Below are 23,802 nucleotides of genomic sequence, written 5' to 3'. Positions count from 1 at the left end.
AGGTTCGCAATGCTGCCCCCTTCATAGGCCCGCTTCCGGCCTTGCAGGGTCTACGAAAGCGAGAACGCCCCGTCCGGCGGGGCGGGGCGTTCCGTGCAGCTAGTGGTCTGCGGCGATCAATATCGCCTCTCTCTGGCAATGGTCCGGAGCAGCCCCGGAACGACTTAAAGAAACTGCGCGATCAGGATCAGCAGGGCAAACCCCACCAGTTCGAACCAGGGTGCGCTAGGAAAAAGTTGACTTGAAAATTTCTTGCTAACCATGGGTCAACCATAGCGATCCCGATCAAGAAAAGAAAGCTTTTACCTAAGGTTAAGGCCCGTCGGCGCTGAAACTCATTGTTTCTGGTCAATTCAGGGTTGCTAACTTTTGGATAGGTTTTTGCCACTTTCGAGTGAGGTTGGCGCTAACGGAGGCGGCGTTGGGCGGCGCGTCGCGAAGATGACGCCTGCGGCAGTGCCGCCGACAGTCACTGCCTTGGCACAGAAACAGAAAACGCCCCGTCCGGCGGGGGCGGGGCGTTCTCTGGAGCGTGTCCGACGGCGAAAATGACCGCGATACTGTAACAAACCTGGGGACCAAAACCTCGCACAACAAATCTACAGTACCTGCCCCTGATCCGCTGGCTAATTCCGGCGTGGCGACCCTTGGAGCTTCACTCGCTACTCTGCAAACCACGTCTTATTCACATGTACAAGATAACTCAAATTATCCATTTGCACACCTGGATAATTTGACCGAACCCCGCAGGGTGCCGAAATACATTGTTTCACCGCTCCGAGGGGATACTAACTTTTGGATAGGTTTTCGCTGCGTTTCCGTCATCACGGACGGGAGTGACGCTATATCGTTGGTATGCATCCGTTAACCAGAATCGCCCAATCGCCCGCCGATTCTGTTTCGGGGCGAGCGATGGGATCGGCCTTCCGGTCGACGGCTTCTGCCAGCTGCATGGCCCTGCTGTCATGGCGGCCCTCTCTCGCGACGATGGTGTCGCGGCGAATTTCCTTTGTTTTGTTGGCTGGAGAGAGCGGAGAGGTCTGATGTTGTGAGCAGTTGCTTCAGCCATTCGGGCGAATGCACAGGCGTCGCCTCGCGGGAAAAGCATTATTTCGGCGCTGGCTGCGGACGGCGGCGACAATGGGTGTCACGCTATTGTCACTATTCGGGAACCGATCACTGTTGCCGATAGTCGCCGAATGGCAGATCGGCGGAATGCGCGTTCCCGTCCAGATTGCTTGAGTGCCGAGCAATCGCTCGCCCTGTCCGGGCGCCCGCCGGGAAGGCAGGCGCCTGGCGCGTTGCTGCATGCAGAGCAGAATGCGAAGGGGCGCGCCGGTATCGGACGCGCCCCTCATTACCGCATGCGGCGGCGTCAGCCCTGGGCGAGGTTCCTCAGCACGTAGTGCAGAACGCCGCCATGTTCGACATATTCGATCTCGACCTCGGTATCGATCCGGCATTTGATCGGTACCGTCCGTTCCTTGCCGTCGGCATAGCGGATGGTCAGCGGCACCAGGCTCAGAGGCTTCAGCCCGCCCGCAAGTCCGCCGATCGACAGGGTTTCGTCGCCCTTCAGGCCCAGCGTCTTCCGCGTCTCGCCATTCGTGAACTCGAACGGGATGACGCCCATGCCGACGAGGTTCGACCGGTGGATCCGCTCGAAGCTTTCGGCGATCACCGCCTTGACGCCCAGAAGGTTCGTGCCCTTCGCCGCCCAGTCGCGCGAGGAGCCCGCGCCATATTCGATCCCGCCGATCACGATCAGCGGCACGCCTTCGGCCTGATAGGCCATCGATGCATCGTAGATCGAGGTCTGGGCGCCGTCGGGGCCAAGCGTATAGCCGCCCTCCACGCCCTCAAGCATCTCGTTCCTGATGCGGATATTGGCGAAGGTCCCGCGCATCATCACTTCATGGTTGCCGCGGCGCGAGCCGTAGCTGTTGAAGTCCTTCTGCGCGACTTGGCGTTCGGTCAGGTATTGGCCGGCTGGGGTCGTCGCCTTGAACGAGCCGGCGGGGCTGATGTGGTCGGTGGTGATCATGTCGCCGAGGAGCGCAAGGATACGCGCGCCCTGGATGTCGCTGATCGTGCCCTTCTCCTTGCCCATGCCGCGGAAGTAGGGCGGGTTCTGGATATAGGTCGAGGTCGCGGGCCAGTCGTAGGTTTCCGATTCCGTGACCTTGACGCCCTGCCATTTCGCGTCGCCCTTGAAGACGTCGGCGTACTTCTTCAGGAAGGCCGCGCGGGTCACCGTCGCGTTGACCAGATCGGCGATTTCCTTGTTGGTGGGCCAGATGTCCTTGAGATAGACCGGCTGGCCGTTCCTGCCGGTGCCGAGCGGTTCGGTCGTCAGGTCGATGTTCATGTCGCCCGCCAGCGCATAGGCGACGACAAGGGGCGGCGAGGCGAGGTAGTTCGCCCGCACGTCGGGCGAGATACGGCCCTCGAAATTGCGGTTGCCGGACAGGACGGCGGTCGCGACCAGATCGCCCTCGGCGATCGCCGCCGAAATCTCCGGCTGCAGCGGCCCGGAATTGCCTATGCAGGTGGTGCAGCCGTAGCCCACGAGGTTGAAGCCCACGGCGTCCAGATCCTCCTGCAGGCCTGCCGCCTCGAGATATTCGCTGACAACCTGCGATCCGGGCGCGAGCGAGGTCTTGACCCAGGGCTTGCGGTTCAGGCCAAGGGCGCGCGCCTTGCGCGCCACGAGGCCCGCGCCGATCAGCACATAGGGGTTCGACGTGTTGGTGCAGGAGGTGATCGAGGCGATCACCACCTTGCCCGAGGACATTGTGTAATCCTCACCCTTCACCACGACTTCCTGGCCCATCGGGCGCTTGAAGCTCGCCTCCATCTCTTTCGCGAAGGAGGCTTTCGCATCGGTCAGCGCCAGATAGTCCTGCGGGCGCTTCGGGCCCGAGATCGCCGGGACGATGGTCGACATGTCGAGTTCCAGCGTCGAAGTGTAGATCGGCGCATAGTCCGCGCCGCGCCAGAAGCCGTTTTCCCTGGCATAGGCCTCGACCAGCGCGATCCGCGCCTCGTCGCGCCCCGTTTGACGCAGGTAGCGCAGGGTTTCGCCGTCGATCGGGAAGAAGCCGCAGGTCGCGCCATATTCCGGCGCCATGTTCGCGATGGTGGCGCGGTCGGCCAGGGGCAGATGGTCCAGCCCCTCGCCGTAGAATTCGACGAACTTGCCCACGACGCCGTGTTTCCTCAGCATCTGCACGACCTTCAGGACAAGGTCGGTCGCTGTCGTGCCCTCGACCATCTGGCCGGTCAGCTTGAAGCCCACGACCTCGGGGATCAGCATCGACACGGGCTGGCCGAGCATGGCCGCTTCCGCCTCGATCCCGCCGACGCCCCAGCCGAGGACGGCAAGGCCGTTCACCATCGTCGTATGGCTGTCGGTACCGACGAGCGTATCGGGATAGGCCACTTCCTTGCCATTCTGGTCCTTGTCGGTCCAGACGGTCTGGGCGAGATATTCCAGGTTCACCTGGTGGCAGATGCCGGTCCCGGGCGGCACGACGCGGAAATTCTGGAAGGCTTCCTGACCCCATTTCAGGAAGACATACCGCTCCATGTTGCGCTCATATTCCAGATCGACGTTCTTCTGGAAGGCACGCGGGTTGCCGAATTCGTCGATCATCACCGAATGGTCGATCACGAGGTCGACGGGGTTGAGCGGGTTGATCTTCTGCGGGTCGCCGCCAAGCGCCTTGATCCCGTCGCGCATCGCGGCCAGATCGACGACCGCCGGAACGCCGGTGAAATCCTGCATAAGGACGCGGGCAGGGCGATAGGCGATCTCGCGCGGGTTCTTGCCGCCCTGCGCGCCCCATTCGGCAAAGGCCTTGATGTCGTCGACCGAGACGGTCCGCCCGCCATCCTCGAACCTCAGCATGTTCTCCAGAACGACCTTCAGCGCGGCAGGTAGCCGCGCGAAGGAGCCAAGCCCTGCGGCCTCTGCCGCCGGGATCGAATAGTAATCGACCGACGCGCCGCCTGCGGTCAGCGTGCGGCGGGTCTTTGCGGTATCGGTTCCGGTGATGACAGTCATCTGGCTGGCTCCTCTCGGGCGAAGGCTCTAACGGCAAAAGGCTAATGCCTGATCAATGCCGGTGGTTCAAGTAGGGGTTCGCGGCAGTGTATACATATGTATGCAAAGCCGCGCAAGATGGCGTGAACCGGGCAGCGATCCTGCTCACGCAAACTTGCAGGCGGGCGGACGAGGCGTGAATGGTTTTCCGATCCTGCCTTGGCTAGTGTTCGGGCAGGCAGGTTGCCAGGTTTGGCATGGGGATGCAGATGAGACAGAGGATCATTGCCGCGGCAGCGGCGCTTTCGGCGTTCGCCGGGGTGGCAGCGGCCGAGGGACAGCGCGTGACCGTCGTCGAGCTTTATACGTCGCAGGGCTGTTCGTCCTGCCCGCCCGCAGATGCGCTCTTCTCTGAAGTGGCCGCGCGCGACGGGGTTATCGGCCTCGCCCTGCACGTGGATTACTGGGATTATATCGGCTGGGCCGATACGTTCGCCGATCCCGGCTTCACCAAACGTCAGAAGGCCTATGCCGTCAGCGCCGGCGAGCGGATGGTCTATACGCCACAGATCATCGTGAACGGCGCGACCTCGATCGTCGGCACGGATGCAAGCGCGCTCGCCTCGGCGCTCGTCCCTGCCGGGGGGGCGGGGGCGCCGGATTTGAGCCTGTCCCGGTCGGGAAGCACGATCAGGGTCACCGCCACCGCCGACAGCCCGCTGCCCGAGGGAAGCTTCGTCCAGCTCGTCCGCTATATCCCCACTGCCGCCGTGACCATAGACCGGGGCGAGAATGCCGGGCGGCGGCTGACCTATACCAATATCGTCACCTCGTGGAAGCGCGTCGGCGAATGGGACGGGTCGAAGCCGCTCACCCTCACGCTTGACGCGCCGGGCGACCAGCCGACAGTGGTGATCATCCAGGCGCCGGGGCCGGGGCGAATTCTGGCGGCGGCGGTGCAGGATTGAGACAGGCGCGGTCTATTGTGGGCGCGCAGGGCCGTTGATAGTCTGGGTGACTGGAGATGGCCGTGACTGCAAAACCAAAGATATTCGACTGTTTCACGTTCTATAACGAGCTCGACTTGCTTGAGCTTCGACTGAACGAGCTTTGGCCGGTGGTGGATCATTTCGTCATCGCCGAGGCCGCACTGACATTCACAGGCAAGCCCAAGCCATTGTACTTTCAAGAGAACAGGGCGCGGTTTGCACCATTCCTCGACCGGATCATCCATATCGTCGTCGAGGATTTTCCGCCGACCGCGTCAAGCTGGGAGAGGGAGATCCACCAGCGTGACTGTGTGCGGCGCGGTCTGGCGGCGGCGCGGCCCGACGACCTGCTGCTCTTGTCGGACGTGGACGAGATCCCGCGTGCCTCGGCAGTAGGCTTGCTGCGTGGGGCGCCGCCCCGGCGAGGCGAGGTTGTCTGTTTCTCGCTCGACTGGCATGCCTATTACATCAACGTGCGGCTCCGCGAGAAATGGGTACGGCTCGGGCCGCGCGCGATCCGCATGGACAGTCTTGCGACGATCGACGGCTTGCGCGGCGTCTACGCCCCGGCGTCGTCGTTCGCACGCGATACGGTGCGCTGGCTCAAGGCCTGTCGGCGGATGCGGACACTTGTGCGCCGCCGCGTGCTGGAGGATGCAGGCTGGCATTTCAGCTGGCTCGGAGGCGTGGAAGCCGTGGCAGCGAAGGGAAGTTCGATCAGCGAGCATTCGCATGTCCGCAAGGGCGACAAGACCCTGGATTGGGCGCGCGCGCGGATCGACGGCTTGTTGGGCGACAGGCTGGGCTATGATCTGGTCGAGGACAGAGAGACGCTGCCCGCTTATGTCAGGCAGAGACCGGATCTTTTCGACCGCTACCTGCTTCGATCCGATCAGTCCCGATCGAAATGTGCGGCCAGCTCGTCGGCCGAGTAATGATCCCTGGCGATCCGCCAGCGCCGGTGGATCCAGAACCATTGACCCGGATTGGCCGCGATGCGTGCTTCAAGGCTCTTGCCGAGGGCGCGCGTCATGCTGATGGGGTCGGTGTGCGGCACGGGCGCCTCAAGCACGATCTCAAAGCTGATGCCGTCAGCCTTTCGGATCGCATAGAAGGGAATAAGCTCGGCGCCGTAGCGCAGCGCCAGCTCGGCTGCTGACAGCGCGGTCGCTGCCGGTTTTCCAAGAAAGTCCAGGATGTGCCCGCCGTGCACATTCTGATCGAAGATGAGGACAAGCTGCCCGCCCGCCTTGAGATGGCGCACGAAGCCCGCCGTTCCGCGGGTGCCTTGCGGAAAGACCGGGCCGCCGAAAGCTTCCATCGTGCGGACGTAATGTTCGTTGAAGAAGCTGTTGCGCATCGGCCGGTAGAGCCCGCCGATATGATAACCACGCCCGACAAGTGCCGCCCGCGCCGCTTCGTAATTGCCGAAATGGCCCGAGACGAGAATCACCGGCCGCCCGGCATCGCGTGCCGCTTCAAGCGCGGCGCGGCCCGGCCCGTGGATTTCGGCCCCGGACATCCGGCGCATCAGATCGCGGGTCGAATAATTCTCGATCAGGGCACGCCCGGCATTGTCGCAGGCGTCATCGGCGATCTTGCGGCGCTCGGTTTCCGGCATCTCGGGCCAGATCAGCGCGAGATTGGCCCTGGCCCGTCCCCGGTATCCGGCGAGGGGGCCGATCACCCGCCGCATCAGCCAGCCCATGCCCGCCACGCGCACAGGGTAGGGCAGGGCAAGCGACAGGCCGATAAGGCCACGAAGCGCCAGGTTCGAGACGTAGTCGAACGCAATCTGTGCCCTGCTGCGGTCGCGGCTCATCGGTCTTCGGGTCGCTCTGTGACGGATGGCGGCCCTGTCAGGCCGCCCTCCGGTCAGACCTAGAGGCTTGAAGGCCAAAGCTCAAGCGCCCGAAAAGCGCTGCCCCGGCGCAGGGCCGGGGCAGCAGGTCTTGTGGCAGGTTTTGGCTCAGAAGCCCGCCTTGATCTTTTCGAACTCGGCCAGCTGGCGTTCGCGCAGGGCATTGTCGTTCGGCACCTGCGGCAGGATCGGCGCATTGATCGCACCAAGGCCCGCGTCAGCGACCACCGCCGGGTCCATGGCCGCCATAGCCGGCGTGTTCGACAGGCCGTAACCGATATTCTCGATCAGCGCGGGCGCCGCGTCGGGGCGCAGCCAGGAATTGATGAAGTCATAGGCCTTCTCTTCGTTGCCCGGCCCGTCCTTCATGTTCACATAGCCGCAGAACCAGGTCGACGACCCTTCCTTGGCCTCGCGCTGGAAGCCGACCGGATAATTGTCGGCCTTGAGATAGGCGACGCCATCGTTCCAGGACCAGGCAATCAGCACCTCGCCCGAGGCCATGATCTGCGCCATTTCGGCGGGATCGTTCCAGTAGGCGCGGACGTTCGGGTGAACCTTGCGCAGCCAGTCGGCGGCGGCGGTGAACTGTTCGTCGGAAATGTTGGTCCAATCGGTCACGCCGGTCGCCAGATAGGCCAGCGCCCAGACATCGTCCGACGAGTTTGGCAGCGAGACGCGGCCTTCGTATTTCGGGTCGGCGAAGACCTGAAGCGAGGCGACATCCTCGACCGGCACTTCATCGGTATTGTAGGCGACGGCGGTCACACCCCAGTCGGTCGGGATGTACCAGACGCCACCGTCATCCTGAAAGACCGGCGAATTGAGGAATTTCGGGTCGATATTGGCGAACTCCGGGATTTTCGAAATGTCCCAGGGCTCGATCAGGCCCGCTTCGCGGTATTTGGACACCATCTGCGAGCAGGGGTGGGTCACGTCGGACTTGAATCCCGAGGCAACCTTCTGGAAGGCCTCGTCGTCGGAGCCGAAGAACGTGTAGGTCGGGCCGTCGCCGTTCTTGTCCTTGTAGGCCTGATAAAGGCCTTCGACCTCGAACCCGGCCCAGTCGAGGACCAGAAGATCGGGATCGGCCGCGCGCGCGGGCAAGGAGAGAGCAAGAGCTGCGACCGAGGCCGCGAGCAGGGAGTGTAATTTCAAGATAGCCTCCAGAGTGGAAGCCCCGGCAAGGATCCGGGGCGGGGATACCGCGGGCAACTATGCCTGCCGCCCGAGGAGTTGCAAGGGCAAGGTGAGGGCCTGCGCGGTGCTTGGCCGACGCAGGCCCTGTGCCTTGGCCTAAAGGTATGACGTTATTGCAAAAACCGTCAGAAACCGGCTTTGATGTTCTCGAAGGTCTGCAACATCTTTTCGTGAAGGGCAGGATCCTTCGGCACCTGTGCGAGGATGGGTGCGTTCGCGGCACCGAGACCAGCCGTCGCCAGGGTCTCGGCAGGTATCACGCCCATGCCGGTTGCGTTGGAATGGCCGACGCCAAGTTCGTCGACGATTACGCCAGCCGCATCGGCGCGAAGCAGCGAGTTGACGAAGTCATAGGCCTTGTCTTCGTTGCCGGGTGCGTTCTTCATGTTCACATAGCCGCAGAACCAGGTCGACGACCCCTCGGCAGCTTCGCGCTGATAGCCGACCGGGAAGCCTTCGTCCTGCAGCAGGGCAACGGCATCGTTCCAGGCCCAGCCGACCAGCACTTCGCCCGACGCCATGAGCTGGCTCAGTTCCGCCGAATCGTTCCAGTAGGCCCGGACGTTCTGATGCGCCTTGCGCAGCCACTCGGCCGCTGCGTCGAACTGTTCGTCGCTGATCGACACCCACGAGGTCGTGCCGGTGGCGAGATAGGCCAGCGCCCAGACATCTTCCGACGAATTCGGCAGCGAGGTGCGGCCCTGATATTTCGGATCGATGAAGATGTTCAGGCTGGCGATATCTTCGGCCGGAACCTCGTTCGTATTGTAGGCGACCGCGGTCGCGCCCCAGTCGAACGGCAGGAACCACAGGCCCTGGTCGTCCTTGATCGAGGGCGACGCAAGGAAGTTCGGGTCCAGTTGGGCGACAGAGGTCAGCTTGCTTTCATCCCATGGTTCGATCAGCCCGGCTTCGCGGTACTTGTCCACGAAGGTCGAGCAGGGATGGACGACATCGGCCTTGAAGCCCGAGACGGCCCGCTGGAACGCTTCGTCATCGGACGCAAACAGCGAATAGGTCGGCGAGTTGTTGTGCTTCGCCGTATAGTCGGCATAGAAGCCCTCGATCTCGTAACCCGCCCAGTCCATCACCGTCAGCTCTGCGTCCGCCGCCATGACAGGCAGGGTAAGCGAGACAATGGCCGTCGCGGCCAGAAGTGTTCTTTTGATCATTCTATCCTCCCCAGAATATGATCAAATCATAACCACCAAGAATGACATCGCAAGTCTTTTGATTCGATCTTGGAAATCTTGCGGGCTAATCGGCGGGCAGCGAAGGAAAATTTTCTGTGGCGGGCTTCACGGGACTGGGCGCGATGGATAGACTTTGCGGCGATCCGGCCTGACGGATCTGCCGCACCTCCTCGACCATGGGCGATTGCGGCTCGGCAGGAAGACCTGTCAGCCCCTTTGGCGGCTGCCTGCCGGGCGCTCCCGGCGATCGGCCCTTCGGATGATGGAGACAGATGTGACGACCCTCGACCTCGCCTATGTGCGCAGCCAGTTCCCGGCCTTCGCGGTGCCGGGCCTTGCCGAACAGGCCTTCTTTGAAAATGCCGGTGGCTCCTATGCCTGCCAGCCGGTGATCGACCGGCTGACGCGCTTCTACCGCGAACGCAAGGTACAGCCCTACGCGCCCTACGCCGCCGCTCAGGCGGGCGGGGCGGAGATGGATGAGGCGCGCACCCGCCTTGCGGCGATGATGGGGGTGAAGCGGCAGGAACTGTCCTTCGGCCCCTCGACGACCGCGAACACCTATGTCCTGGCGCAGGCTGTCCGGCGCTGGCTGACCGACAAGGGCGGCGCGATCGTCGTGACCAATCAGGATCACGAGGCCAATTCCGGCCCATGGCGGCGGCTGGCCGAAGACGGGATCGAGGTTCGGGAATGGCAGATCGATCCGGCGACCGGGCATCTCGACCCCGCACGCCTCAAGCCGCTTCTTGCCGACGGCAAGGTCAGGCTTGTCTGCTTCCCGCATTGCTCGAACGTTGTGGCAGAGATCAACCCCGTGGCCGAGATCGCTTCCACCGCCCATGCGGCGGGCGCTGCGGTCTGCGTGGATGGCGTCAGCTACGCGCCCCACGGCCTGCCGAATGTCGCCGACCTCGGCGCCGATATCTATCTTTTCTCGGCCTACAAGGTCTACGGCCCCCATCAGGGCATCATGGTGATCCGCGAGGCCTTCGGGTTCGACCTGCCGAACCAGGGCCATTATTTCAATGGCGACACGCTCTACAAGCGTTTCACCCCCGCCGGTCCCGATCACGCCCAGATCGCCGCAAGCGCCGGAATGGCCGATTATTTCGATGCGCTCAATGAGAGGCATTTCGCGCCCGAGCCCGACGCGGCAAAGCGCGGCGCGGCGGTCCATGATCTGATGCGCGCCCACGAAATTGCCATCTGCCAGCCGCTCCTCGACTATCTCGCCGCGCGCAACGACCTGCGCCTGATCGGCCCGCGCGATGCGGCGCGCCGGGCACCGACGGTTGCCGCAGCGCTCGACCGCGCGGCAGAGCCGGTGTCGGAGGCGCTGGGGCGCGAGGGGATCAATTGCTGGGCGGGCGATTTCTACGCCGTCCGGCCGCTGACGGCGATGGGCGTTGATCTCGACAAAGGCGTGCTGAGGCTCTCGATGACCCATTACACCTCGCCCCAGGATGTGAGCCGCCTGATCGCCGCACTCGACCGCGTGCTCTGAGGGGGGCGGGATGGCCGACGGCCCGGTGATCGTCTGGTTCCGCCGCGACCTCAGGCTCGACGATCATCCCGCTCTTGTTGCCGCCGCCGAGACCGGACGGCCGATCCTGCCGCTCTTCATCCATGACGAGACGGTAGAGCCGCTCGGCGCCGCGCCGCGCTTCCGTCTCGGCCTCGGGGTCGAAGCCCTGACCTCGGCGCTGGAGCGGCGCGGGATGCGGCTGATCCTTCGGCGGGGCAGGGCGCTTGACGTGCTGAAGGCGCTGGTGGCGGAAACCGGCGCTGCGGCCATCCACTGGACGCGCTACTACGAGCCCGCCCACATCGACCGCGACAAGGCCATCAAGGCCTGGGCGGCGGCGGCTGGCCTGACGGCGCGCAGCTTTCCCGGCGCTCTCCTGCATGAACCGACGCAGGTGCTGACGCAGGCGGGCCAGGCCTATTCGGTCTTCACCCCCTTCTGGCGGCGCCTGCGACAGGGTGAGGTCGCACCGCCGCTTGCCGCGCCCGGCACCTTGCGCCGCCCGCAAGACTGGCCCGCGAGCGATGACCTCGCGGACTGGCGAATGGCGGCGCCGATGAACCGGGGCGCGGCGATCCTGCGGCCGCACATCGCGCCGGGCGAGGCGGCGGCACTTGCCCGCCTGTCGGCCTTTCTTGAAGGCCCGCTCCGTCTTTATGCCGAACGCCGCGATTTTCCGGGCGAGGCAGCGACCTCCGGCCTGTCGGATCATCTGGCCTGGGGCGAGATTTCGCCCCGGCGCATCTGGGCCGAGGTGATGGCGCGCACGGATCAGGACGCAACGCTCGACCGGCCGGGGGAGAAGGTCCTCTCGGAGCTTGCCTGGAGGGACTTCGCCTGGCACCTGATGTATCACGACCCGTCGCTTGCCACCGAAAACTGGCGCAAGGGCTGGGAGGCCTTCCCCTGGCGGGCCGACAATGACGATGCCGAACGCTGGCGGCGCGGCATCACCGGCGTGCCGTTCGTCGATGCGGGAGTGCGCGAGATGTATGTCACCGGACGGATGCACAACCGGGTGCGGATGGTCGCGGCCTCGTACCTGACCAAGCATCTTCTGACCGACTGGCGGGTCGGGCAGGCCTGGTTCGCCGAGTGCCTGACCGACTGGGATCCGGCCTCGAACGCACTCGGCTGGCAATGGGTCGCGGGCTCGGGGCCGGATGCCGCGCCCTATTTCCGTATCTTCAATCCCGACGCGCAAGCCGACCGTTTCGATCCGGCAGGCGTCTACCGCAACCGCTTCCTCGGCGCGGGCGGCGACCGGCGCGGCGCTCTCGCCGACGCCTATTTCGATGCGGTACCCCGATGCTGGACCCTCGACAGGACCACCCACTATCCAGAACCAATCATTGAACATTCCGCCGGGCGCGCCCAGGCCCTAGCCGCCTACGAGCGCTTCCGGGACCAGTGATCACGAAATCGTTGCCCGGGCGGATTTTCTTGCGCTAAGCTCCTGCCATCGGGGGATGCGACATGGATGTTCTGACGACAACAGAGGGACAGGCCCGCCTGCCGCGCTATTTTGCGCAGGTCTTTCAGATCGCCCAGACATTGAACCGCGGACGACTGGATTTCGTTCTGGAGGACGGGCGGCGTTTCCGCGCAGAGGGAAAGGCGGCCGGACCGGTGGCAGAAATCACGGTCCATGATCCGGACATATTCGCGCGGCTGATCCGCGAGGGCGACCTGGGGTTTTCCGAGGCCTATCTCGAAGGCGGCTGGTCGACGCCCGATCTTCAGGCCTTCATGGACCTCATCCATGACGGCAATGACAGTCTCTATGACGGCTTTCCCGGCATGGGCTTCCTGCGGGCGCTGGAACGGCTGCGCCACTGGATGAACGCCAACACCAAGCGGCAGGCAAAGAAGAACATCGCCTATCACTATGACCTCGGGAACGAATTCTACCGGCTCTGGCTTGACGATACGATGACCTATTCCTCGGCGCTCTTCCGCAGCGGCCAGGACAGCCTCGAGGCGGCGCAGCGGGCGAAATATGCCTCGATGGTCGACCGGATCGGCGCCCAGCCCGGCGATCATGTGCTGGAGATCGGCTGCGGCTGGGGCGGTTTCGCCGAATATGCGGCGGGCGAACGCGGGCTGAAGGTCACCGGCCTGACGATCAGCCAGGCCCAGCACGACTTCGCGGTCGCGCGGATGAAGCGGGCGGGCCTTGCCGACCGGGTCGAGATCAAGCTGCAGGATTATCGCGACGAAAGAGGCCAGTATGACGGCATCGCGTCCATCGAGATGTTCGAGGCGGTGGGCGAGAAATACTGGCCGATCTATTTCGACACTTTGCGCGAGCGGCTGAAGCCCGGCCGGAAGGCGACGCTGCAGATCATCACGCTGCAGGAGAAGCGCTTCGAGGTCTATCGCAAGGGCGTGGATTTCATTCAGAAATACATCTTCCCCGGTGGCATGCTGCCCTCACCCACGGCGCTGCGCGCCGAAGTGGCGCGCGCGGGGCTCGGGCTTGTGGGGTCGTTCGAATTCGGCGAAAGCTACAGTCAGACGCTGAGACGCTGGCACGAAACCTTCAACGCGCGGTGGGACGAGGTGTCGAGGCTCGGGTTCGACGAACGGTTCCGCCGGATGTGGAACTTCTACCTGACCTCCTGCGCCGGGGCTTTCCGCTTCGGCAATTGCGATGTGACTCAGATTACAGTTGAAAGGCCGGTGCCCTGAATGCCTACCGCTTCCAAACTTTTCGCAGCGTTCGGCATGGCGCTGGTCGCCTTCCTGAGCGCCGAGATCTTCAAGCCGCATATGCCTGCGGGCACCCAGTTCGGCGCCTTCTCGCCACTCAGCGCCATCATAGGCATCGTCTGCGGCTGGCGCATCCTTGGCCCTGCGACCGGTGAGGGCTGGTGGCCGTCGGCCAATGCCGGGTTGCGTGCCTCGCTCGGGGCGCTCGCACTCGCGCTGGTGCTGTTTTCGACCGAGGAGATGCTCGTCCAGGCCGTCCGCAAATATTACGACACACCGACCGAGGCGATCATGGGGCTGATCGGCATCGCCGCCGAGATCGTGCAGCGGATGGTCGCGGCCGACTTCTTGCTCGCTCTTCTCGGCGGCGGTATGCTGGCGGGCGTTCTCAGCGAATGGGCCGGGCGACGCTGGAGCTAGCCGCGGAGACCGGGTTTGTGACATCGCTTTTCCTGCATGGCGCACTGTGCCATGCCCCGCTGGCCGAGATCGTCCTCGGCCCGGTCCCAGCCGCCGAAATGGCTCACCTTCCGGCATTCTCCGAGGTCTGGCTTGACGATGGCGCCCGCTCGGCGCTCGTGCCCGGCGGCGCGGGCGTAGCCGGCCTCATCGTGCCCTGCGTCAGTGCCGAGGCACTCGCGCGCATGGATTTCTATGCGGCCCTGTTCGGAGACGAGCCCGGCGAAGCTTCGGCGACCGGGAGCGACGGAACCGAGAGAGGCGTGCGCATCTACCTGCGCCCCGCGCAGCCGATCCCTGCGGCGGCGGCTGAAAGGCCCGCAGATTGGCTGGCGCGATGGGCACGGACCGTCACCTGTGCGGCGGAAGAGATCATGGCACGTTTCGGTACGGTCCCGCCCGAACGGCTCGGACGCCGCTATGGGCAGATTCTCACGCGCGCCGGTGCGCGCCTGCGCGCCGAGGCGCTTCGCGCCGGAACCGAAACCCTGCGCCGCGGGGTTTCGCGCGAAGATGTGTCTCGCCTGCGGCTCGACCATCCCTACGAGGCCTTCTTCGCCGTCGAGGAACATGATCTGTCCTACCGCCGGTTCGACGGCTCTATGGGGCCGGTCCTCAACCGCGCCGTCTTCATCTCGGGCGATGCGGCGGTGGTGCTGCCCTACGATCCGGTGCGCGACCGTGTCCTTCTGATTGAACAATTTCGCGCCGGACCCTATGCGCGCGGCGACGCCAACCCCTGGCTGCTGGAGGCGATCGCCGGGCGGATCGACGGCGGCGAGACGCCCGAGGAGGCGGCGCGGCGCGAGGCGGAGGAGGAGGCGGGTGTGACGCTTGGGGAGCTCATTCCCGGGCCGCGCTACTATCCCTCGCCCGCCGCCAAGGCCGAATATCTCTATTCCTTCATCGGTCTTGCCGATCTGCCCGACGGGGCGGCGGGCATCGGCGGGCTGGAGGCCGAGGCCGAGGATATCCGCAGCCATCTGGTGCCCTTCGAGCGGCTGATGGCTTTGCTGTCGAGCGGCGAGATCGACAATGCGCCGCTGGCCCTCTTGGCGCTGTGGCTGGAGAGAGAGCGTCCGCGATTGCGAAGCGCGCCGGGCTGAGGGGCCGCTCATCGCGCCCGTGCGGCCGCTCTTCGCCGGGAGACCGGCGATGAGCCCTGGAAGGGGCGAAGAGCCGCCGCGCCCGCCGCCGCGCCGGCCCTCTCGGAGTCACCCCGACGCACTCAGGCTGCCTTGAGGAGGCCGTCGTCCTTCAGACCAGCATAGCATTCGTCAAGCGACTTGCGCGCGCGGGCGATCAGCACGTCGATTTCCTCGGGGCGGATGACCAGCGGCGGGGCGATGATCATCCGGTCACCCACATGGCGCATGATCAGGTTGTTGGCGAAGCAGCGCTCGCGGCAGCGGTAGCCGACGGTGCCGGTTTCCGAGGCGAACTTCGCCCGCGTGGCCTTGTTCGGTGTCAGCGCGATCGAGCCCATCAGGCCCACAAGCTTGGCCTCGCCGACCAGCGGGTGGTCGGCCAGCGCCTGCCAGCGCTCGTTCAGATAGGGATGCGCGACGTTGCGGACGTGCTCGATGATGCCCTCTTCCTCGATGATCCGCAGGTTCTCGAGCGCCACCGCCGCCGCCACAGGATGGCCCGAATAGGTGTAGCCATGGTTGAAGTCGCCGTGCGAGCCCAGAATCTCGGCCACCTCGTCGCACATGATCGAACCGCCGATCGGCTGGTAGCCCGACGACAGGCCCTTGGCGATCGTCATGATATGCGGCCTGATCCCGAAGGTCTCAGACCCGAACCAGTTGCCGGTGCGGCCGAAGCCGGTGATGACCTCGTCGGCGATCAGCAGGATGCCGTACTTGTCGACGATGCGCTGGATTTCCGGCCAGTAGGTCGAGGGCGGAATGATCACGCCGCCCGCACCCTGCACCGGTTCACCTATGAAGGCCGCGACCTTCTCGACGCCGAGTTCGAGGATCTTCGCCTCAAGCTCCTGCGCCCGCATCAGCCCGAACGCCTCGGGCGTCATGTCGCCGCCCTGCGCCCACCAGTTCGGCTCGCCGATATGGACGATCCCGTCGATCTTGCCGCCGTGGGCATGGATCGGGGCCATGCCGCCCAAGCTGCCGCCGCCCATGGTCGAGCCATGGTAGCCGTTGGTACGGGCGATGATCACGCGCTTTTCCGGCTGGCCCTTGATGTCCCAGTAGCGGCGGACGGCGCGGATGTTGGTGTCGTTGGCTTCGGACCCCGAGCCTGCGAAGAACGTATGGTTCAGATCGCCCGGCGCCAGTTCGGCAAGCTTCGCGGCCAGCGCAATCGCAGGAACGTGCGACGTCTGGAAGAAAGTGTTGTAATAGGCCAGCTCGTCCATCTGGCGCTTGGCGACATCGCCCAGCTCCTTGCGGCCATAGCCGATGTTGGTGCACCAGAGCCCCGCCATCCCGTCGAGGATCCTGTGGCCTTCGCTGTCGGTCAGCCAGACGCCTTCGCCCCGCACCATGATGCGCGCGCCCTTGCGGGCCAAAGCGGCATTTTCGGTGAACGGATGCATATGGTGCTTGGCGTCCAGCGCCTGCAGCTCTTTCGTCGGCATATGGTTGGTGATCTTCGTCATCTTGCCCTCACAATCCCAGGGGTGCGAGGCCCTTTTGCCCGGAACCGGTCGGGGAATCATCCCCCGGTCCGACAAGGTGCCATTGACGTCAGAATAGCCGGTGCCGGGCGGAAGTCAAGAAATTTGATCAAATTGTGAGGCACACCTCGTCGTCGCATTTCATGCGCTCCTCGGGGCGCTCGAAGAGCGCACGCAGTGCGACGATGAGCGCCGGTCAGATTTCGCCCGCTTGCAGCGCCTGCCGCACGAGGTCCACGCCCTGGGCGATATCGGCCTCGATGGCGCGGGCCAGCGCGCGGCCGTCGCCGGCCCGCGCCGCCTCGAGCGCGTCGAGATGGCGGTCGGGCAGGCGGCCCTCGCTGTAGCGGGCTGCGACAACGCGCAGGGAAGGGCCGAACCGCAACCAGAGCGACTGGGCGATCTCGGTCAGGACCTGGGCGCCGGAGGCTTCGTAGAGCGTGAAGTGGAACAGGTGATTGCCGGTGAGATAGGCCGGAATGTCGTCGCGCCGGATCGCCGGATCGATCGCGGCGTCGATCTCGACCAGCCGGTCGATCGTCGCGGCCGAGAGGCGCGGCGCCGCGAGTTCCGCTATCTTCGGCTCGATCGTCAGGCGGGCGAAGGCGATCTGGTCGAGAAGCGCCGCAGTAAGCCGCGGGACCGAAACGCGGCGATTGCCATGGAGCGTCAGCGCGCCTTCCGCCGTCAGTCGCCGGATCGCCTCGCGAACCGGCGTCATTCCTGCGGTCAGTTCCCTGGTAAGCCCCTGGATCGTCACCGCCTGTCCGGGCGCGAGCCCGCCGGTCAGCACCATGTTGCGCAGTTGCACATAGGTCACTTCATGGGTCGGGATCTTGCGATCCTGCACCTCGGTTCCCCCGATATCCATTGCGCAACGCCCTTCGCGACCTTTTGGTCAAATTATCGGGCATGGGCGGACCGATCAAGCCTCAACGCTCTGGATTATTTGTCTACTAAACTTTTAGTTTGACAAAGGGCCGATTCCGGTTACTCAATTCCCTCAGCCAGCTAGAGACTGGCTCAGCATTATTCGGGAGGAGACAGGATGCGGACGTATCTGCTCTCCGCCGTGGCGGTTTCTGCCGTCATGGCGGGGTCGTGGCCGGCATTTGCCGACGAGGCCGCGGCACAGAAATGGATCGACGAGGAATTCCAGCCTTCGGCTTTGTCGAAGGATGACCAGATGGCCGAGATGAAATGGTTCATCGAAGCCGCCAAGCCCTATGCGGGCATGGAAATCAACGTGCTGTCGGAGGGCATTCCGACCCATTCCTATGAATCGCAGGTCCTGACCAAGGCGTTCGAGGAAATCACCGGCATCAAGGTCAATCACCAGATCCTCGGCGAAGGTGAGGTGGTGCAGGCCGTCCAGACCCAGATGCAGACGAACCGCAACCTCTATGACGGCTATGTCAACGACAGCGACCTGATCGGCACGCATTCGCGCCTGCAACTGGCCTATCCGCTCAGCGACATGATGGCCGGTCCCTGGGCCGACGTGACCAACCCCGGCCTCGACCTGCCCGACTTCATGGGCACGAGCTTCACCACCGGCCCGGACGGCAAGCTCTATCAGCTGCCCGACCAGCAGTTCGCCAACCTCTACTGGTTCCGCAAGGACTGGTTCGACCGTCAGGACCTGAAGGACGCCTTCAAGGCCAAGTATGGCTACGACCTTGGCGTGCCGGTCAACTGGTCGGCCTATGAGGATATTGCCGAATTCTTCACCAATGACGTGAAGGAAGTCGACGGCGTGCAGATCTACGGCCATATGGACTATGGCAAGCGCGCACCCGACCTTGGCTGGCGCATGACCGACGCCTGGCTGTCGATGGCCGGTGCGGGTTCTCCGGGCGAGCCGAATGGGATCCCGATCGACGAATGGGGCATCCGCATGGAAGCGGGGTCGTGCAACCCGGCCGGCGCCTCGGTCAGCCGTGGCGGCGAAGCAAACGGCCCGGCGGCCGTCTTCGCGATCGCCAAGTGGGACGAGTGGCTGAGGAAATACGCCCCTCCTGGTGCGGCTTCCTATGACTTCTACCAGTCGCTGCCCGCGCTTTCGCAAGGCAACGTTGCCCAGCAGATCTTCTGGTACACCGCCTTCACCGCCGACATGGTGAAGCCGAAGTCCGAAGGCAACAACACCGTCGATGACGAAGGCAATCCGCTGTGGCGGATGGCGCCGAGCCCGCACGGCCCCTACTGGAAGGAAGGCCAGAAGGTCGGCTATCAGGACGTGGGTTCCTGGACGTTCCTCAAGTCCACCCCGGAGGATCGCGCCAAGGCGGCCTGGCTCTATGCCCAGTTCGCCGTGTCGAAGACGGTTGACGTCAAGAAATCGCACGTCGGTCTGACCTTCATCCGCGACTCGACCGTGCGGCATGAAAGCTTCACCGAACGCGCGCCGAAACTTGGCGGTCTCGTTGAATTCTATCGTTCGCCCGACCGCGTCCGCTGGTCGCCAACGGGCATCAACGTGCCCGACTATCCCAAGCTCGCGCAAATCTGGTGGCAGCAGATCGGCGACGTGAACTCCGGCGCCTTCACGCCGCAAGAGGCGATGGACCGTCTGGCCGAGGAAATGGACATCACCATGGCCCGTATGCAGGCCGCCGACGAAAGCGCCAATGTCTACGGCGGTTGCGGCCCGCGCCTGAACGAGCCCAAGGACCCGTCCGAATGGCTCGGCAAGGAAGGCGGCCCGCATGCCAAGCTCGACAACGAGAAAGAGCAAGGCGTGACCGTCAACTATGACGATCTGATCAAGCAGTGGGCTGAGAACTAGGTTCTCCCCGGCGGTGGCCAGCGATGGCCACCCCTGCCGGGGCCTCCGGTCATCTTCCGGGGCCCCGGTTTTTCCATGACGGGTGCGACAATCGAAGAAGGAAGGGACGGATGGCGCTTGAGCTTCAGGCTGTCACCAAAAGGGTCGGGCAGGCTGTCCATATCAAGGAGACCTCGCTTGTCTTCGAACCCGGCCGGTTCAACGTGCTTCTGGGCGAGACCGGGTCTGGCAAGACCTCCCTCATCAAGCTGATGGCGGGGCTCGACCGGCTGGCCTCAGGCAAGCTTCTGATGAACGGCCGGGACGTGACCGGCCTCAGCCCGCAGAAGCGCAATATCAGCCTCGTCCACCAGTTCTTCGTGAATTATCCCCATATGACGGTGTTCGAGAACATCGCCTCGCCCCTCAGGGTCGCGGGCCTCGCCGCTTCGGAAATCCAGGGACGGGTCGAAGCAGCGGCCGATGTGCTGAAACTCCGCCCGATGCTGAAACGCCGCCCGCACGAGCTGTCCGGCGGCCAGCAGCAGCGCACGGCGCTCGCCCGCGCCATCGCCAAGGAATCGACGGCCGTCTTCCTCGATGAGCCGCTCGCCAACCTCGACTACAAGCTCCGCGAGGAGTTGCGCGACCAGTTGCCGGAGCTTTTCGCCGGGCGCGGCGCGGTCGTCGTCTATGCCACATCGGAACCGGCCGAGGCGCTGATGCTAGGCGGCATGACTGCCCTCATGCAGGATGGTCGGGTGACGCAGTTCGGCCCGACCGCCCAGATTTACCGGCGCCCCAACACGCTTGTCTCGGCCCGGGTCTTTTCCGACCCGCCGATCAATGCGGCACCCGCGACCAAGACCGGCGACCGGATGCGGTTGACGGCCGGGGCGGAATGGCCGCTCGCCGGTGCAGCAGCGAGCCTCGCGGACGGGCCCTATACTGTCGCCGTCCGCCCCCATCACGTCCGGCCGATGCACGCTGAGGCGTCCGAAGTCAAGCTGACGGGGCCGATCATGGTGACAGAGCTTTCGGGCTCAGAAAGTTCCGCCCATTTCCGGCTTGGCGAAGATACCTGGGTCTCGCTCGCCCCGGGCGTCCATCCGTTCGAGGTGGGCGCAGCGCACGCATTCTACATGGACCCCGCCAACTGCTTCTATTTCGCGCCGGACGGCGCGCTTGTCGCCTGAGGGGACGATGGCCAAGATCACGCTCGACAAGCTCCGCCATTCCTACATGGCCAATCCCTCCGGCCCGCAGGATTATGCGCTGAAGGAACTGAACCTCGACTGGGAGGATGGCGGCGCCTATGCGCTGCTCGGCCCCTCGGGCTGCGGGAAATCCACGCTTCTCAATATCATCTCGGGGCTTCTGGTGCCCTCCGAAGGCCGCATTCTGTTCAACGACAAGGACGTCACTCAACTCCCCCCCGACCGGCGCAACATCGCGCAGGTGTTCCAGTTCCCGGTCATCTACGACACGATGACCGTCTTCGATAATCTGGCTTTCCCGCTCAGGAACCGCGGTATCGACGAGTCGCGCGTCAAGACGCGCGTCGAGGAGATTGCCGCGATGCTCGACGTGACCGACATGCTGCGCACCCGCGCGGCGAACCTCACCCCCGACAACAAGCAGAAGATTTCCATGGGCCGCGGTCTCGTGCGCGAGGATGTCAATGTCATCATGTTCGACGAGCCGCTGACCGTCATCGACCCGCATCTGAAATGGAAGCTGCGCTCGAAACTGAAGGAACTGCACCACCGCGTCCGGGCGACGATGATCTATGTCACCCATGACCAGACCGAGGCGCTGACCTTCGCGGACCAGGTCGTGGTGATGCAGGACGGCGAGGTCGTGCAGATCGGGACGCCGGTCGACCTCTTCGACCGGCCCCAGCACACGTTCGTCGGCCATTTCATCGGCTCGCCCGGCATGAACATCCTGCCGTGCGACCTGCGCGACGGCCGCGCATTCGTCGCGGGCCATCAGGTATCGCTGGAAGGGGCTGTGACAGGCAGCTCGGGAAGGACCGAAGTCGGCATCCGGCCCGAATTTGTCTCGCTCGGTGCGACCGGCCTGCCCGCCACGGTGCGCAAGGTCTCCGACCTCGGGCGGCATGCCGTGGTCGAGGCGATGCTGGGTGACACGAAGGTAAACGCCATCGTCGAGGGCGCGGTGCCGGGGCAGGGCGAGGCGGTCCATCTGACTTTCCGCCCTGACCAGACCCGGCTTTACCGCGACGGCTGGATCGCCAGTGAACAGGGGAAGGCTGCCTGATGCGCAAGGTCAATCAGAAGGGCTGGCTCTTCGTCCTGCCGGTCGTCGTGCTTGTCGCCTTCAACGCCCTCATCCCGATGATGACGGTCGTGAACTATTCGGTGCAGGAGACGTTCGGCGACAATGTCTTCTTCTGGCACGGGCTCGGCTGGTTCGAGGATATCCTGAAATCCGACCGGTTTCAGGCGGCGCTCGGGCGGCAGGCCTTCTTTACCTTCCTCATCCTGATCATCGAAGTGCCGCTCGGCGTCATCATCGCGCTGTCGATGCCGAGGAAGGGTTTCTGGGTGCCGGTCTGCCTTGTGACCATGGCGCTGCCGATGCTCATTCCATGGAACGTGGTCGGCGCGATGTGGAACATCTTCACCCTGCCCGACATCGGGCTTCTGGGCTATTTCCTCAACCATGTCCTCGGCATTTCCTACGACATGACCCAGAACCCGACCGCCGCCTGGATCACGGTCATCACCATGGACGTCTGGCACTGGACCTCGCTTGTCGTGCTTCTGTGCTACGCGGGCCTCGTCTCGATCCCCGACGCCTATTATCAGGCCGCAAAGATCGACGGGGCCTCGAACTGGTCGGTCTTCCGCTACATCCAGCTTCCGAAAATGAAGCAGGTCCTGACCATCGCGGTGCTTCTGCGCTTCATGGACAGTTTCAACGTCTATACCGAACCCTTCGTCCTCACCGGCGGCGGCCCGGGCAATTCGACGACGCTTCTGTCGATCGACCTCGTGAAGATCGCCCTTGGCCAGTTCGACCTCGGCCCGGCGGCGGCGATGAGCCTGATCTACTTCGCGATCACGCTTTTTGCCTCCTGGCTTTTCTACACGCTCATGACCCGCAACGATGTGAAGTGAGACGCAGGATGCGCAAAAGATCCATCATTCCGATCCTTTACATCGCTTTCCTGATGCTGCCGATCTACTGGCTGGTGGCGATGAGTTTCAAGACGACGCAGGAGATTCTCGGCGGCTTCTCGCTTTTCCCCCAGACCTGGACGCTGGCGAGCTACCGCACGATCTTCACCGATCCGACCTGGTATTGGGGCTACATCAACTCCATCGCCTATGTGACGATAAACACAGTAATTTCCGTCACCGTCGCGCTGCCCGCAGCCTATGCTTTCTCGCGCTACCGGTTCCTTGGCGACAAGCAGTTGTTCTTCTGGCTTCTCACGAACCGCATGGCCCCAGCGGCGGTCTTCGCGCTGCCCTTCTTCCAGCTCTATTCGGCGGTCGGGCTATTCGACACCTACTGGGCTGTGGCGCTGGCGCACTGCCTCTTCAATATCCCGCTCGCGGTGTGGATACTTGAGGGTTTCATGGGCGGGGTGCCGAAGGAACTCGATGAAACCGCCTTCGTCGATGGCTATTCCTTCCCACGCTTCTTTCTGAAAATCTTCCTGCCGACGATCAAGGCGGGCGTCGGCGTCGCTGCCTTCTTCTGCTTCATGTTCTCGTGGGTAGAGCTTCTCCTGGCCAAGACCCTGACTGCGGTCTACGCCAAACCCATCGCCGCGACGATGACCAAGACCGCGTCATCGGCGGGATACGAGCTCGGCCTTCTCGCCGCCGCCGGCACGCTGACCATCATTCCGGGCGCCATCGTCATCTGGTTCGTCCGCAACTACATCGCCAAGGGCTTCGCCCTGGGGAGGGTGTGATGAGATACCCAGCGTTCTTTCTGACCCTGATGCCGGTCCTGGCCAATGCCCAGACGGCGGGCTGGGGCAATCTCGGCAAGGCCGAGGACAAAGGCTTTTCCTGGACCGCGCCCCTCTGGCCTTCGTTCTGGATGGCCTGGACGCCCGCCACGCTTCTCGTCTTCATCGGCATCTTCGCGGCGATGGCCGTACTGACGGTTCTCGAGATCCGCCGCCCGGGCGGGGACGAGCGGCAGGGCGTGCTCGGACTGACCACCACACGCGGCGACCGGCTCTTCATCTCGCTTCTCGGCACCTCCTATATCTTCATGGCCTGGCTTGGGATCATGGGCATGCCGCTGTGGTGGCCGCTCGCACTCGCCATTGCATGGGGCGTCTTCTGTTTCTGGAAAGTGTGAGGCCGCGCTTTGAGAATGCGAAAGCCGCTGCTAGGATCGCTGGAGTGCAAGGTGACG

General features: G+C 64.1%; 19 protein-coding genes. 13 read left to right on the top strand and 6 right to left on the bottom strand.

Features of this window, described 5'->3' with window-relative positions; genetic code table 11:
• Positions 1–1,375: 1,375 nt before the first annotated feature.
• Entirely contained in the window at positions 1,376–4,066 is a 2,691-nt protein-coding gene (acnA, locus tag P0645_RS16105; RefSeq protein WP_284165617.1) for an aconitate hydratase AcnA, read from the bottom strand.
• Positions 4,067–4,314: 248 nt separating this feature from the next.
• Between acnA and P0645_RS16100 the strand changes: the two genes are divergently transcribed.
• Entirely contained in the window at positions 4,315–5,013 is a 699-nt protein-coding gene (locus P0645_RS16100; protein ID WP_284165616.1) for a DUF1223 domain-containing protein, read from the top strand.
• 62 nt (positions 5,014–5,075) lie between these two features.
• The gene (locus P0645_RS16095) at positions 5,076–5,969 is read left to right on the top strand and encodes a glycosyltransferase family 17 protein (protein ID WP_284165615.1); all 894 of its coding nucleotides are present in this window, start codon (positions 5,076–5,078) and stop codon (positions 5,967–5,969) included.
• Here P0645_RS16095 and P0645_RS16090 read toward each other — a convergent pair.
• The 3 genes from P0645_RS16090 to P0645_RS16080 form a co-directional block, all read right to left on the bottom strand.
• Positions 5,927–6,856 carry a lysophospholipid acyltransferase family protein gene (locus tag P0645_RS16090; protein ID WP_284165614.1) on the bottom strand — a complete coding sequence of 310 codons (930 nt, stop codon included), beginning with the start codon at positions 6,854–6,856 and terminating at the stop codon, positions 5,927–5,929. The genes P0645_RS16095 and P0645_RS16090 overlap by 43 nt on opposite strands.
• A 147-nt stretch (positions 6,857–7,003) precedes the next feature.
• Complete coding sequence (locus P0645_RS16085; protein ID WP_284165659.1) at positions 7,004–8,056, bottom strand: extracellular solute-binding protein; 1,053 nt, start codon at positions 8,054–8,056, stop codon at positions 7,004–7,006.
• Positions 8,057–8,220: 164 nt separating this feature from the next.
• The gene (locus P0645_RS16080) at positions 8,221–9,267 is read right to left on the bottom strand and encodes an ABC transporter substrate-binding protein (protein ID WP_284165613.1); all 1,047 of its coding nucleotides are present in this window, start codon (positions 9,265–9,267) and stop codon (positions 8,221–8,223) included.
• Between the two features lie 295 nt (positions 9,268–9,562).
• On the opposite strand from P0645_RS16080, the gene P0645_RS16075 reads away from it, so the two are divergent.
• The 5 genes from P0645_RS16075 (at position 9,563) to P0645_RS16055 (ending at position 15,093) form a co-directional block, all read left to right on the top strand.
• The gene (locus P0645_RS16075; protein ID WP_284165612.1) at positions 9,563–10,795 is read left to right on the top strand and encodes an aminotransferase class V-fold PLP-dependent enzyme; all 1,233 of its coding nucleotides are present in this window, start codon (positions 9,563–9,565) and stop codon (positions 10,793–10,795) included.
• Positions 10,796–10,805: 10 nt separating this feature from the next.
• A complete protein-coding gene (locus P0645_RS16070; protein WP_284165611.1) occupies positions 10,806–12,230 on the top strand; it encodes a cryptochrome/photolyase family protein in 1,425 nt (474 codons plus the stop codon).
• A gap of 62 nt (positions 12,231–12,292) precedes the next feature.
• Positions 12,293–13,507 (top strand): SAM-dependent methyltransferase, encoded by a 1,215-nt coding sequence (locus tag P0645_RS16065; protein WP_284165610.1) that lies wholly within the window; start codon positions 12,293–12,295, stop codon positions 13,505–13,507.
• The gene (locus tag P0645_RS16060; RefSeq protein ID WP_284165609.1) at positions 13,508–13,948 is read left to right on the top strand and encodes a TrgA family protein; all 441 of its coding nucleotides are present in this window, start codon (positions 13,508–13,510) and stop codon (positions 13,946–13,948) included.
• 17 nt (positions 13,949–13,965) lie between these two features.
• Positions 13,966–15,093: an NUDIX domain-containing protein gene (locus tag P0645_RS16055; protein WP_284165608.1), complete on the top strand. Its 1,128-nt coding sequence runs from the start codon at positions 13,966–13,968 to the stop codon at positions 15,091–15,093.
• 122 nt (positions 15,094–15,215) lie between these two features.
• Here the strand turns inward: P0645_RS16055 and P0645_RS16050 are convergent, their stop codons facing one another.
• Together P0645_RS16050 and P0645_RS16045 are read right to left on the bottom strand one after the other, a co-directional pair.
• The gene (locus tag P0645_RS16050) at positions 15,216–16,610 is read right to left on the bottom strand and encodes an aspartate aminotransferase family protein (protein ID WP_284165607.1); all 1,395 of its coding nucleotides are present in this window, start codon (positions 16,608–16,610) and stop codon (positions 15,216–15,218) included.
• A gap of 214 nt (positions 16,611–16,824) precedes the next feature.
• A complete protein-coding gene (locus P0645_RS16045) occupies positions 16,825–17,499 on the bottom strand; it encodes a GntR family transcriptional regulator (protein ID WP_284165606.1) in 675 nt (224 codons plus the stop codon).
• 177 nt (positions 17,500–17,676) lie between these two features.
• On the opposite strand from P0645_RS16045, the gene P0645_RS16040 reads away from it, so the two are divergent.
• From P0645_RS16040 to P0645_RS16015, 6 genes are all read left to right on the top strand, one after another.
• Positions 17,677–19,416, top strand: coding sequence for an ABC transporter substrate-binding protein (locus P0645_RS16040; RefSeq protein WP_284165605.1), 1,740 nt, complete (start codon positions 17,677–17,679; stop codon positions 19,414–19,416).
• A 110-nt stretch (positions 19,417–19,526) separates the two neighbouring features.
• A complete protein-coding gene (locus P0645_RS16035; RefSeq protein ID WP_284165604.1) occupies positions 19,527–20,591 on the top strand; it encodes an ABC transporter ATP-binding protein in 1,065 nt (354 codons plus the stop codon).
• A 7-nt stretch (positions 20,592–20,598) separates the two neighbouring features.
• A complete protein-coding gene (locus P0645_RS16030; protein WP_284165603.1) occupies positions 20,599–21,678 on the top strand; it encodes an ABC transporter ATP-binding protein in 1,080 nt (359 codons plus the stop codon).
• Positions 21,678–22,541: a carbohydrate ABC transporter permease gene (locus tag P0645_RS16025; RefSeq protein WP_284165602.1), complete on the top strand. Its 864-nt coding sequence runs from the start codon at positions 21,678–21,680 to the stop codon at positions 22,539–22,541. Before P0645_RS16030 ends, P0645_RS16025 begins: the two co-directional genes overlap by 1 nt.
• An 8-nt stretch (positions 22,542–22,549) precedes the next feature.
• Positions 22,550–23,347, top strand: coding sequence for a carbohydrate ABC transporter permease (locus P0645_RS16020; protein ID WP_284165601.1), 798 nt, complete (start codon positions 22,550–22,552; stop codon positions 23,345–23,347).
• Between the two features lie 131 nt (positions 23,348–23,478).
• Positions 23,479–23,745: a DUF2160 domain-containing protein gene (locus P0645_RS16015; protein WP_349775093.1), complete on the top strand. Its 267-nt coding sequence runs from the start codon at positions 23,479–23,481 to the stop codon at positions 23,743–23,745.
• The last annotated feature ends 57 nt before the right edge of the window (positions 23,746–23,802 follow it).

The organism is Frigidibacter sp. SD6-1, assembly GCF_030143255.1.
In the GTDB taxonomy this organism is placed as follows: Bacteria; Pseudomonadota; Alphaproteobacteria; order Rhodobacterales; family Rhodobacteraceae; genus TMP-24.
The sequence above is the reverse complement of the archived record's forward strand: the minus strand, read 5'-3'. Positions and strand labels throughout refer to the sequence as shown.

What these genes read in the sequence shown, in the direction of transcription:
- acnA (WP_284165617.1), bottom strand. Translation starts at nt 4,066, where the DNA reads ATGACTGTCATCACCGGAACCGATACCGCAAAGACCCGCCGCACGCTG.
- P0645_RS16100 (WP_284165616.1), top strand. Translation starts at nt 4,315, where the DNA reads ATGAGACAGAGGATCATTGCCGCGGCAGCGGCGCTTTCGGCGTTCGCC.
- P0645_RS16090 (WP_284165614.1), bottom strand. Translation starts at nt 6,856, where the DNA reads ATGAGCCGCGACCGCAGCAGGGCACAGATTGCGTTCGACTACGTCTCG.
- P0645_RS16080 (WP_284165613.1), bottom strand. Translation starts at nt 9,267, where the DNA reads ATGATCAAAAGAACACTTCTGGCCGCGACGGCCATTGTCTCGCTTACC.
- P0645_RS16070 (WP_284165611.1), top strand. Translation starts at nt 10,806, where the DNA reads ATGGCCGACGGCCCGGTGATCGTCTGGTTCCGCCGCGACCTCAGGCTC.
- P0645_RS16065 (WP_284165610.1), top strand. Translation starts at nt 12,293, where the DNA reads ATGGATGTTCTGACGACAACAGAGGGACAGGCCCGCCTGCCGCGCTAT.
- P0645_RS16060 (WP_284165609.1), top strand. Translation starts at nt 13,508, where the DNA reads ATGCCTACCGCTTCCAAACTTTTCGCAGCGTTCGGCATGGCGCTGGTC.
- P0645_RS16050 (WP_284165607.1), bottom strand. Translation starts at nt 16,610, where the DNA reads ATGACGAAGATCACCAACCATATGCCGACGAAAGAGCTGCAGGCGCTG.
- P0645_RS16045 (WP_284165606.1), bottom strand. Translation starts at nt 17,499, where the DNA reads ATGGATATCGGGGGAACCGAGGTGCAGGATCGCAAGATCCCGACCCAT.
- P0645_RS16040 (WP_284165605.1), top strand. Translation starts at nt 17,677, where the DNA reads ATGCGGACGTATCTGCTCTCCGCCGTGGCGGTTTCTGCCGTCATGGCG.
- P0645_RS16035 (WP_284165604.1), top strand. Translation starts at nt 19,527, where the DNA reads ATGGCGCTTGAGCTTCAGGCTGTCACCAAAAGGGTCGGGCAGGCTGTC.
- P0645_RS16030 (WP_284165603.1), top strand. Translation starts at nt 20,599, where the DNA reads ATGGCCAAGATCACGCTCGACAAGCTCCGCCATTCCTACATGGCCAAT.
- P0645_RS16025 (WP_284165602.1), top strand. Translation starts at nt 21,678, where the DNA reads ATGCGCAAGGTCAATCAGAAGGGCTGGCTCTTCGTCCTGCCGGTCGTC.
- P0645_RS16020 (WP_284165601.1), top strand. Translation starts at nt 22,550, where the DNA reads ATGCGCAAAAGATCCATCATTCCGATCCTTTACATCGCTTTCCTGATG.
- P0645_RS16015 (WP_349775093.1), top strand. Translation starts at nt 23,479, where the DNA reads ATGGCCTGGACGCCCGCCACGCTTCTCGTCTTCATCGGCATCTTCGCG.